Genomic DNA, 11,375 nt, shown 5'->3' with positions numbered 1-11,375 from the left:
CGTTTTAATCGGTTAGCGACTATAGGGAAGTACCATGGAGACAGCATTAACCGCACTGCAGCAGGCCTATCTTCTGGGCCGCAGCGATCGATGGCCGCTCGGCGGCGTGGCGATGCACGATTTTCGCGAATACCGCGCCCGGCAGCTGGATGTACCGCGCCTTGAAGCGCGCCTGACCGAGCTGGTACAGCACTACCCGGCATTGCGTACCTGCATCGATGTGCAGCGCGGCACGCAGCACGTGCGCCCGGAAGCCATGCTGCATCTGGATCGCCACGACTTGCGCGCCCTTGATGGCGAAGCGGCGCAGCGCCAGGTTGAACAGCTGCGCGAGCGTTACTCCCACCAGCGCCACAATCCGAGCCAACCGTTGTGGCGCATCGCCGTGATCCTACGGGCCGAACAGCAGGATCCGACGGGATCGCCGTACGATACGCTGATCTTTACCAGCTTCGATGCGTTGATCCTCGACGGCCAAGGGATCTCCAGCGTGATCGCGCGCCTGTTCGACGATCGCCCTCTGGCGCCGACCGCCGCCGCGCTGCCGCCCCCCGCCGCACCGGCGGCGCAGCGCCAGGCCGACGCGGCCTACTGGCGCGACAAGCTGCAGGATGTCACCACCCCGTCGGCGTTGCCGTGGCGCGCCCCGCTCGCCCATCTCACCTCATCGCGCTATCGCCGCGCCACCCTGACGCTGCCGCACGACACGGTAAAACAACTCGGCCGCCTGGGATCGCCGCATGCGCTGCTGCGCAACAGCCTGCTCTCGGCGCTGATCCTCGATACGCTGGCCCACTGGACCACCGACGGCGAGCTGTGCGTCGGGGTGCCGGTGGCGTTCCCCGCCGCCGACGGCACCCTGGGCAACGCCTCCAGCTTCGTGGCGGTGCGCTATTCCCGCCACGGCGAAGACTTTATTCAGCGCGCGCAAACCCTGCAGGACGACGTGCTCGGCGCGCTCGACCACCTGACGTTTTCCGGCGTCGATCTGGCGCGGCAGTTGCTCGGCCAAAGCCAGGGCGGCCCGGCGCTGCCGGTGATCCTCACCAACTGCCTGGGCTGGGAGACGCTGCCGGCCCAGGCACCGGTACGCTTCCACGACGGCCTGACCCAAACGCCACAGGTCGCCATTGATATTCGCCTGACGCTGGACAGCGAAAAGAACCTGCAGCTGTGCGTGGACTACGCCGAGCAGGCGCTGCACGGCGAGCAGGTAGAAGCCATGCTGGCGGCGTTGCAGCGCCGCATCCTGCACAGTTGCCAACGCGACGATCTGGCGATTACCCCACGAGACTTCATCGATCTGGCCCATTACCGCCACAACGACAGCGAAGCGAGTTACGTTGCCTATCCTTATCTGGCACAGCTGGCCGAGCGGCTGTTCGGCGCGCAAAACGGCGGCAACGCGCTGATCTGCGGCGAGCAAACGCTGACCTACCGCGAGCTGGGCCAGCGGATCGCCACGGCGATCGCCAACCTGCAGCGCCACGGCGTGCAACCGGGCAACGTGGTGGCGCTGTACCTGCCACGCAGCCCGGAACAGATCATATTTAGCCTCGCCTGCGCCCTGCTGGGCGTGATCTGGGTGCCTATCGATATCAACTCGCCGCCGGAACGCACCGCCTACCTGCTGGAAAACTGCCGACCAACGCTGGTGGTGCACGGCGGCGATCTGGAGACGCCAATTGGCGTGACGCCGGCTGCCCTGCTGGCACCGACGGATCGCGCGCCCATGCTGCCGGATGAACAGACATTGGCGGAACGCAGCGCCAGCCAGGCCGCGAGCTACTACCTGTACACCTCTGGCACCACCGGTAAGCCCAAATGCGTGGTGCTCAACAACCGTGCCACCGCCAACGTCATCCACCAGACCCAACAACGCTGGGCGGTCACCGCCGACGACGTCTTCATTTCCGTGACGCCGCCGCACCACGACATGTCGATGTTCGATCTGTTTGGTTCGCTGTGCGCCGGCGCCACGCTGGTGCTGCCGGCGCCGCATCAGGAAAAAGACGCCATCAGCTGGAACCAACTGGTGGAAAAGCATCGGGTCAGCCTGTGGTGCTCGGTGCCCGCCATTCTGGAGATGCTGCTCACCTGTAGAACGGCTGACAGCCTGCGTTCATTACGCCTGGTGGCGCAAGGCGGCGACTACATCAAACCGGCAACGGTGCAAACCCTGCGCACCCTGCGCCCGGATCTCGCGCTGTTCTCGCTCGGCGGGCCGACCGAAACCACCATCTGGAGCATCTGGCACCCGATCGCTCCGCAGGAGAGCGGCACCGTGCCTTACGGCCGCCCGCTGCCGGCCAACCGCTACTTCATTTGCCACGACGACGGCAGCCACTGCCCGGCCGGCGTGGTCGGCCGCATTCATACCGCCGGGGTCAACCTGGCGCTGGGCTACCTGGAACAGGGTGAGCTAAAACAGCATGATTTCGTCACCCTCGAAGGGCCGGACGGGCAACCGCTGCGCGCTTTCCGCACCGGCGATCAGGGCTACTATCGCGCGGACGGCAACATCATGTTCGCCACCCGGGTGAACGGCTATGTGAAAATCCGCGGCGTTCGCGTCTCACTGCCGGAAATCGAAGACGTGCTGTGCCGCCATCCGGCGATCCAGGATATGGTGGTGGTGGATTACCCCAGCGGAGAGAACGGCGAAGCGGCACTCGGCGCCCTGTATCTGACCCGCGACGGCAAACCGCTGCCGCTGTCCGAGATCCGCGCTTTCGCCACCGGCTATCTGCCCTGCACCCATATTCCCACTCGCTTTATTCACGACGTGGCGTTGCCGCTGTCCGCCAACGGCAAAACCGATCGCCATCGCATCCGCGCCGACCTGAGCCACCAGCAAACCGCACCGGCGCTGAACGCCTGTGCGGCCCCGCCGCCGAACGCGCCGCTGGCGCGCAGCGGCGAGATCCTGACGATTTACTGGCAGGCGATCGGCGTGACACCACGCCCGGAATGGGGAGAAGAGACGGCGTTTATCGCCATGGGGCTGAAACTGCCGCATATCAAACGGGTGGCGGAACGTCTCAATGACGCTTTCGGCACCCGGCTGGTGAGCAGTTCGCTCTTACCCTGCAAGAACGCACGCGAAGTCGCGGCGTTGCTGGCAAGCTGAAGCAATACAGCGCGGGCGGGACATACCCCGCCCGCGTTTTATCAGGCGGGCAGCGCCGTCAGGGCCGCCAGCGGTTGATCCCACGCTTCCCGTTGCAGCGCGCGCAGCAAGAACTCTTGTAGCGCTTCGCCGTAATCCAACGCATCCTCCGCCGGAAACTGCTCCAGATAGATATCGATATCCACCTGCAGATCGCGGGCGTCGGTGCGGCCGCGATAAGTCAGGTTAAAACCGTCGCCCGAACCGCCGGCCAATACGCGGCGGGTGCCGCTACAGCCGGAAAAACGGGGGGGATCGAAGGGCTGTACGTTGATAAAGGGGGAGATAAAGAAGCGCGAGTCTGGCTCCACGCCGCGATCGGCGGCCAGCTGGCGCAGACGATAGCCGGCGTGGCTGCGCAACTCACGCAGCTGCCGCGTCATCGTCGTCAGAAAGCCCCCCAGCGTCTCCGCCTGAGGCGGCGGCACCAGCAGCGGCAGGGTATTGACCGCCAGCGAAGGGACGTTGGTGGCGGCCTGCCCGCGGCGATTCATCGCCGGTATCCACATCGGCAACGCATCGCCCTGCCGGGCGTGGTGCGGCATCACCTGAAACAGCCAGGCCGCCGACAACGCCACCAGCAAGTCGGGCCAATTGATGCCGCTGCGATCCGCGAGCTGCGCCAGACGGTGCGACACTTCCGTCGGCAGCCGGTGGTGGGTGCTCAGACGCCGCACGCCATAGGCCTCACCGCCCTTGCGCACCGTCGGCAGCGCCTGCGACGGCGGCAGATAGGCCTGCCAAAAGCGCCGGTCGCGCTCACAGCGTTCGGAGCCGGCGTAAGCCAGCTCAGCCTGCTGAAAGGCGGCAAAAGCACCCAAGGGAACGTTATCGCTTCTCTGGCCGAGGTAGTGCGCATATAACGCCGCGCAGCGGTGTTCAATCAGCGCCATACCGAATCCGTCGATCAGAATATGGTGCGCACGTACGTACCAGAGGTAGCGCTCCGGCCCCAGCTTGAGCAACCAGGCCGCGGCTAGCGGTTCGCAGTGCAGCACCCGATGCTGCGCGATGTCATCGTGCATCAGGCTCTGTGCCGCCTGCCAGGGGTCGCGATGCGTTTGCAGATCGATGCGTTGTAATGGCGGGGTGCACAGCGGATCGTGCCGTAACGGCGGCGGATGGTCGCCACACCGTTCGCCAAAACGCAGGGCGAATGCCTGCGTCTCGGCGAGGGTGACGGCAATCGCCCGGCACAGCGCCGCTTCCTCCACCGCGCCGCACAGTTCGGTGCAGTGCGCGACAGTGGACAAGGCGTGCCCGGGGTGCAAGGTGTATTCTTCCCAGAAATCAAGCTGCGCTGGCGCCAGCGGCAACCATTCAGAGGCCAAAGCGGTGTCCGACATGTTACCTACCTTTGATAAGCCCGAATAAAAGCGCCGAACGGGCGAGCTGCCGCCGTTCAACGGCTTTTGCGTGTATCCATACATCTTCAATAAATGAAAATAATAATAACACCCATTATCATTTTCATTAATTTGGTAACACTTTAGATTTTGTGAAGCGGGGATGCAAGTCGCGTCGTTGGGGCAGAGAAAAGAAAATGGCGGGCGGGGAGAAACCCCAAAATAAAACGCCCCGGACGTCACTTTCCGGGGCGTGGGGCATCTGGGTAAAGGGAATTAAGCCTGATTGGCCGGCTTCACCTTCTGCGCCAGAAACTCCGTTTCATAAGCCAGCGCTTTCTTGCGGTCGAACTGATGTTCCCACTTGGCGATCACCAGCACCGCCAGCGCGTTGCCCACCACGTTCAGCGCGGTGCGCGCCATATCCAGGATACGATCCACGCCGGCGATGAACGCCAGGCCTTCCAGCGGAATGCCGACGCTGCCCAGCGTAGCCAGCAGTACCACGAACGAGACGCCCGGCACGCCGGCGATCCCTTTCGAGGTGACCATCAGGGTCAGCACCAACACGATCTCCTGCCCCAGCGACAGTTCGATGCCGTAAAGCTGGGCGATAAAGATAGCGGCGATGCTCTGATACAGCGTCGAGCCGTCCAGGTTAAAGGAGTAACCGGTCGGTACCACGAAGCTGGTGATCGACTTGGGCGCGCCGTAGGCTTCCATCTTCTCAATGATGCGCGGCAGCACCGTTTCCGAGCTGGCGGTGGAATAGGCCAGGATCAGTTCGTCTTTCAGGATGCGAATCAGCGTCCAGATGCGCAGGTTGCACAGCCGGGCGACCGCACCCAACACCACCAGGGCGAAGAACGCGATGGCGAAGTACACCAGCACCACCAGCTTGGCCAACGGCAGCAATGAGGCGAAACCGAAGTTGGCCACCGTGACCGCGATCAGGCCAAACACCCCGATCGGCGCATAGCGCATGATCATGTGGGTCACCTTGAACATGCTCTCGGACACCGCCTTGAACACCTTCAGCAGCGGCTCCTTGGTCTCTTTCGGCAACGACGACAGCCCCAGACCGAACAGCACTGAGAAGAAAATGATCGGCAGCATGTCACCCTTGGCCATCGACGAGAAGACGTTCGACGGGATCAGCGACAGAATGGTCGCCACCAGACTGTGCGAACCGCTTTGCACCTGTTCGGTGGTTTTTTCATACTGCGAAATGTCCACCATGGTCAGCGTCGACATATCGATGCCGTGGCCGGGCTGAAATACGTTGGCCAACGTCAGCCCCACGACGATGGCAACGGTAGTGATCACTTCGAAGTAAATAATGGTTTTCAATCCAATGCGGCCCAGCTTTTTCGCATCGCCCACGCCGGCAATGCCGACGACCAGCGTGGAAATAACAATCGGCACCACAATCATCTTAATCAGACGAATAAAGATGTCGCCCGCCGGGCTGAGAACATTACTGACCAACCATTCACGAGATTCTGTCTGGTTGTGCAATACCGCGCCAACAATAATACCCAGTATCAACGCTATCAGGATTTGCCAAGCCAGGCTAATTTTTACACTTTTCATACCCAAAAAGTCCTCAAAGACGCTTTTCGCCGTGCAAAATCGCAACACAGCGAAAAGAATAATTAATCATTTAATACAGGCTTATGTTAATTCAATGGAAGCGCCCACCTGCCCTTGAGTGCGGCACAGTATAAATCTTTACCATCCGGGCGGCATGCTCTGCAAGCCTTGATTTGTCAGGCCTGAGCGCTGAATCGAATCACAAAAATTTCGCGTTACTATTTCAAATGACATAATTGCTTGTTATTAAAAACATAATTTTTCACGTAATGAAGCACATAACCACGCCGGTGAAGATTTTTTGAATACAATGAAAGTGCGTTATTTTTCGTCCATTCTGCATATTTAGTCCACAAAGGATGTTTATATTTTGTTACTTAAAAGTCACGATATTGAGAATTAATCAGATGACATTTCCGGTCATAAATGCAGCTTCACTTTATATTTCGCTTAAAAATCGACCGGTGCCGTCACGTAAATTCCACCACGTATCACCCAGCCTTCGTCAGGAATGAAACGTTAATAAAACGTTATTTCACGCCGCGCCGTCTATCGCTATATCGCGTTAATATCAACTTCGAATATTAATAGCGAGAAATAAGCCAAAAAGATTTATAGCAAAAAATAGCCGACACCCTCGCTCATATGTATTAAGCGAGGCAAAGAGCATTGCCGGTTTGTTTATTCTTTTTTGTTCTTTAGATAGGTGTTTTTGGTTAAAAACGCGGGTTTATGATGATTTTAACGCCAAATAGATAGATACGTACTGCAAATACGACAGAACGATTACAAATCAATATCTTTGTTGCGTGATCTGCCGCGCAAAAAAGAAACAAAGAATCGGGGCAAACTATACTTAACCTTCAGTTGACATATCATTAACAACTTCAAGGAGAAAAGCTATGAGCCAACTGCATAAACACGCTATTCCTTCTGCAATTGCAGAACGCGCCCTGATTAATCCGGCACAATACCAACAATATTATCAACAGTCGGTTCAAGACCCAGAGGCCTTCTGGGGTGAGCATGGCAAAATCCTGGACTGGATCAAACCCTACACCAAAGTCAAAAACACCTCGTTCGATCCGGGCCACGTCAGCATTCGTTGGTTCGAAGATGGTACGCTGAACCTGTCGGCCAACTGTCTGGACCGCCATCTCGCTGAACGCGGTGACCAGACCGCCATTATTTGGGAAGGCGATGACCCGGCCCAGTCCAAGAAAGTCACCTATAAACAGCTGCACCATGATGTGTGCCAGTTCGCCAACGTGCTGAAAAAGCTCGGCGTGAAAAAAGGCGACGTGGTGGCTATCTATATGCCGATGGTGCCGGAAGCGGCGGTCGCCATGCTGGCCTGCGCGCGCATTGGCGCCGTACATTCGGTGATCTTCGGCGGCTTCTCGCCGGAAGCTGTCGCCGGACGCATTATCGACTCCAACGCCAAGCTGGTGATCACCGCCGATGAAGGGCTGCGCGCCGGCCGTGCCGTGCCGTTGAAAAAGAATGTCGACGATGCGCTGAAAAATCCCGGCGTGGTCAGCGTCGCCAACGTGGTGGTGTTCCAACGCACCGGCAAACCGGGCTATTGGCAGGAAGGCCGCGATTTGTGGTGGCATGAACTGACCCAGGGCGTTTCCGCCGACTGCCCGCCGGCAGAAGTGAACGCCGAAGATCCGCTGTTTATCCTGTACACCTCCGGTTCGACCGGCAAGCCGAAAGGCGTATTGCACACTACCGGCGGCTACCTGGTGTACGCCGCGATGACCTTTAAGTATGTGTTCGACTATCATGACGGCGACGTTTACTGGTGCACCGCCGACGTAGGCTGGGTCACCGGCCACAGCTACCTGCTGTACGGCCCGCTGGCCTGCGGCGCCATCACCCTAATGTTCGAAGGCGTGCCTAACTACCCGGGCGTCAACCGCCTGTCGCAGGTCGTCGACAAGCATCAGGTCAATATTCTGTATACCGCACCAACCGCCATTCGCGCCTTGATGGCCGAAGGCGACAAGGCGATCGAGGGCACCCGACGCGATTCGCTGCGCATCATGGGCTCGGTCGGCGAGCCGATCAACCCGGAAGCCTGGGAGTGGTACTACAACAAGATCGGTAACGCCAAGTGCCCGATCGTCGACACCTGGTGGCAAACCGAAACCGGCGGTTTCATGATCACCCCGCTGCCGGGTGCCACCGAGCTGAAGGCCGGTTCCGCCACGCGGCCTTTCTTCGGCGTGCAGCCAGCGTTGGTCGATAACGTCGGCACGCCGCAGGAAGGCGCCTGCGAAGGCAACCTGGTGATCGTCGATTCCTGGCCAGGCCAGGCACGCACCCTGTTCGGCGACCATGAACGCTTTGAGCAAACCTACTTCTCGACCTTTAAAGGCATGTACTTCAGCGGCGACGGCGCTCGCCGCGACGAGGACGGCTACTACTGGATCACTGGCCGCGTCGATGACGTGCTGAACGTCTCCGGCCACCGTCTGGGTACCGCCGAGATCGAGTCCGCGCTGGTATCGCACCCGAAAATCGCCGAAGCGGCGGTGGTCGGCATTCCTCATAACATCAAAGGCCAGGCGATCTACGCCTACATCACGCTGAACCACGGCGAAGAACCGACGCCGGAGCTCTATACCGAAGTGCGCAACTGGGTGCGCAAAGAGATAGGGCCGATCGCCACACCTGACGTGCTGCACTGGACAGATTCGCTGCCCAAGACGCGCTCCGGCAAGATCATGCGGCGTATCCTGCGCAAAATTGCCGCCGGCGACACCAGCAACCTGGGGGATACCTCCACGCTGGCGGATCCGGCCGTAGTCGACAAGCTGTTGGAAGAAAAACAATCAATGAAAGTGCCGTCATAATTTACGCCGCCTCAGGCCGTTCATCCGGATTATCCTCCGCTGAGCGGCCCTGCGCGGCGTGCTCTATCAATACCTACTGGAGACACTCTGATGAATGACACCATTTATCAAGGGATTGAAGAAAACCCGCGCTTTAAAGAGCTGGTGAGAAAACGCGGCCGGTTCGCCTGGCTGCTTTCGCTGATTACGCTGGCGCTGTACGTCGGCTTTATTCTGTTGATCGCCTTCGATCCACAATGGCTCGGCACGCCGATCGCCGCCGGATCGACCATTACCCGCGGGATCCCGGTCGGTATCGGGCTGATCGTGATCTCCTTCGTGTTGACCGGGATCTACGTGTTCCGCGCCAACGGCGAGTTCGATCGCCTCACTGCAGAGATTCTGCGTGAGGTGAAACAATGAAGCGCTTATTCTCTGCCGCCGCGCTGCTGTTGCTGCCGGGCCTGGCCTGTGCCGACGCCATCGGCGGCGAAGTGCATCGTCAGCCGCTGAACATCCAGGCAATCGTGATGTTTGTCTTGTTTGTCGGCGCCACGCTGTACATTACCTACTGGGCGGCCAAACGCACCCGCTCCCGTCAGGATTACTACACCGCGGGCGGGCGCATCACCGGTCTGCAAAACGGGTTGGCGATCGCCGGCGACTTCATGTCCGCCGCCTCGTTCCTCGGCATCTCCGCGCTGGTCTATACCTCGGGCTATGATGGCCTGATCTACTCCATCGGCTTCCTGATCGGCTGGCCGATCATTCTGTTTCTGATCGCGGAACGCCTGCGCAACCTCGGCCGCTATACCTTCGCCGATGTCGCCTCTTACCGCCTGCAGCAAAAACCGATCCGCACCCTGTCGGCCTGCGGCTCTTTGGTGGTGGTGGCGCTGTATTTGATCGCGCAGATGGTCGGCGCCGGCAAGCTGATCCAGCTGCTGTTCGGGCTCAACTACCATGTGGCGGTGATCCTGGTCGGCATCCTGATGGTGCTGTATGTACTGTTCGGCGGCATGCTGGCCACCACCTGGGTGCAAATCATCAAGGCGGTGCTGCTGCTGGCCGGCGCCAGCTTTATGGCGCTGATGGTGATGAAGTCGGTCAACTTTGATTTCAATACCCTGTTCGCCGAAGCGGTGAAGGTGCATCCGAAAGGCATCGCCATCATGAGCCCCGGCGGCTTGGTCTCCGATCCGATTTCCGCGCTGTCGCTCGGCCTGGCGTTGATGTTCGGCACCGCCGGGTTGCCGCACATCCTGATGCGTTTCTTCACCGTGAGTGACGCCAAGGAAGCGCGCAAGAGCGTGTTTTACGCCACCGGTTTTATCGGTTACTTCTATATTCTGACCTTTATTATCGGCTTCGGCGCCATTTTGTTGGTCAGCGCCAATCCGGCGTTCAAAGACGCCACCGGCGCGCTGCTGGGCGGCACCAACATGGCGGCGGTGCATCTGGCCAATGCCGTTGGCGGCAACTTCTTCCTCGGCTTTATCTCGGCGGTGGCCTTCGCTACCATTCTGGCGGTCGTCGCAGGCCTGACGCTGGCCGGCGCCTCCGCCGTTTCCCACGACCTGTACGCCAGCGTGATTAAAAACGGCAAGGCGACCGAGCGCGATGAGCTGAAGGTCTCCAAGATCACCGTCATCGTGCTGGGCCTGGTCGCCATCGCGCTGGGGATTTTGTTCGAGAAGCAGAACATCGCCTTTATGGTCGGATTGGCGTTCTCCATCGCCGCCAGCTGTAACTTCCCGATCATCATCCTGTCGATGTACTGGTCGCGTTTGACCACCCGCGGCGCGATGATCGGCGGCTGGCTGGGCTTGCTGACTGCGGTGATTCTGATGATCCTCGGCCCGACGATCTGGGTGCAAATCCTCGGCCATGAAAAACCGATTTACCCTTATGAATACCCTGCGCTGTTCTCGATGATTGTGGCCTTTGTGGGCACCTGGCTGTTCTCGATTACCGATGGTTCGCTGGCCGGCCAGCAGGAGCGGGAACGCTTCCGGGCCCAGTTTGTGCGTTCGCAAACCGGGCTGGGCATCTCTCAGGGCAGCTCGCATTAACCGAATAATAAGTGAAAAAAGCAAACACACCCTAATCAAAGGCCCTTCGGGGCCTTTTCTCTGGCTGTCTCTCTGGCATCAGAAGGAGGGAAGAGTGGTGAGATGAAAGATGAAGCGGGTTACAACGCGGATTTTCCATTTTACGCATAGCAAAAAGCCCTGAACGTCAGTTCAGGGCTTTCGGCTTTATTTGATGCCTGGCAGTGTCCTACTCTCGCATGGGGAGACCCCACACTACCATCGGCGCTACGGCGTTTCACTTCTGAGTTCGGCATGGGGTCAGGTGGGACCACCGCGCTATTGCCGCCAGGCAAATTCTGTTTCATTCCAACCGCTTCACTCTCGTGTCGCCATT

At 59.4% G+C, this 11,375-nt stretch carries 6 protein-coding genes and 1 rRNA gene; 4 read left to right on the top strand and 3 right to left on the bottom strand.

The features are described 5' to 3' along the window. Window positions 1–34 precede the first annotated feature (34 nt). Window positions 35–3,130, top strand: a complete 3,096-nt coding sequence (locus tag BHU62_RS21790) for an amino acid adenylation domain-containing protein (protein WP_073534525.1) — start codon at window positions 35–37, stop codon at window positions 3,128–3,130. A 41-nt stretch (window positions 3,131–3,171) separates the two neighbouring features. Here BHU62_RS21790 and BHU62_RS21785 read toward each other — a convergent pair whose 3' ends face one another. Both BHU62_RS21785 and gltP read right to left on the bottom strand, forming a co-directional pair. After that, on the bottom strand, window positions 3,172–4,515 hold the full coding sequence (locus BHU62_RS21785) for a condensation domain-containing protein (RefSeq protein WP_073534524.1): 1,344 nt from the start codon (window positions 4,513–4,515) through the stop codon (window positions 3,172–3,174). A gap of 276 nt (window positions 4,516–4,791) precedes the next feature. Next, the gene (gene gltP / locus BHU62_RS21780) at window positions 4,792–6,108 is read right to left on the bottom strand and encodes a glutamate/aspartate:proton symporter GltP (RefSeq protein ID WP_073534523.1); all 1,317 of its coding nucleotides are present in this window, start codon (window positions 6,106–6,108) and stop codon (window positions 4,792–4,794) included. 902 nt (window positions 6,109–7,010) lie between these two features. On the opposite strand from gltP, the gene acs reads away from it, so the two are divergent. The 3 genes from acs (at window position 7,011) to actP (ending at window position 11,020) form a co-directional block, all read left to right on the top strand. Further along, complete coding sequence (acs, locus tag BHU62_RS21775; RefSeq protein WP_073534522.1) at window positions 7,011–8,969, top strand: acetate--CoA ligase; 1,959 nt, start codon at window positions 7,011–7,013, stop codon at window positions 8,967–8,969. A gap of 90 nt (window positions 8,970–9,059) precedes the next feature. After that, window positions 9,060–9,371 (top strand): DUF485 domain-containing protein, encoded by a 312-nt coding sequence (locus BHU62_RS21770; RefSeq protein WP_073534521.1) that lies wholly within the window; start codon window positions 9,060–9,062, stop codon window positions 9,369–9,371. After that, entirely contained in the window at window positions 9,368–11,020 is a 1,653-nt protein-coding gene (gene actP / locus BHU62_RS21765; protein ID WP_073534520.1) for a cation/acetate symporter ActP, read from the top strand. Before BHU62_RS21770 ends, actP begins: the two co-directional genes overlap by 4 nt. Window positions 11,021–11,215: 195 nt before the next feature. Here the strand turns inward: actP and rrf are convergent. Continuing rightward, window positions 11,216–11,331 (bottom strand): 5S ribosomal RNA (gene rrf, locus BHU62_RS21760). Window positions 11,332–11,375 lie beyond the last annotated feature (44 nt).

It is taken from the genome of Serratia marcescens, from assembly GCF_001902635.1.
In the GTDB taxonomy this organism is placed as follows: Bacteria; Pseudomonadota; Gammaproteobacteria; order Enterobacterales; family Enterobacteriaceae; genus Serratia; species Serratia marcescens_F.
Note: the sequence above shows the minus strand (reverse complement) of the source record. Positions and strands in the feature narration are given on the sequence as shown.

What these genes read in the sequence shown, in the direction of transcription:
- acs (WP_073534522.1), top strand. Translation starts at nt 7,011, where the DNA reads ATGAGCCAACTGCATAAACACGCTATTCCTTCTGCAATTGCAGAACGC.
- actP (WP_073534520.1), top strand. Translation starts at nt 9,368, where the DNA reads ATGAAGCGCTTATTCTCTGCCGCCGCGCTGCTGTTGCTGCCGGGCCTG.
- BHU62_RS21785 (WP_073534524.1), bottom strand. Translation starts at nt 4,515, where the DNA reads ATGTCGGACACCGCTTTGGCCTCTGAATGGTTGCCGCTGGCGCCAGCG.
- BHU62_RS21790 (WP_073534525.1), top strand. Translation starts at nt 35, where the DNA reads ATGGAGACAGCATTAACCGCACTGCAGCAGGCCTATCTTCTGGGCCGC.
- gltP (WP_073534523.1), bottom strand. Translation starts at nt 6,108, where the DNA reads ATGAAAAGTGTAAAAATTAGCCTGGCTTGGCAAATCCTGATAGCGTTG.
- BHU62_RS21770 (WP_073534521.1), top strand. Translation starts at nt 9,060, where the DNA reads ATGAATGACACCATTTATCAAGGGATTGAAGAAAACCCGCGCTTTAAA.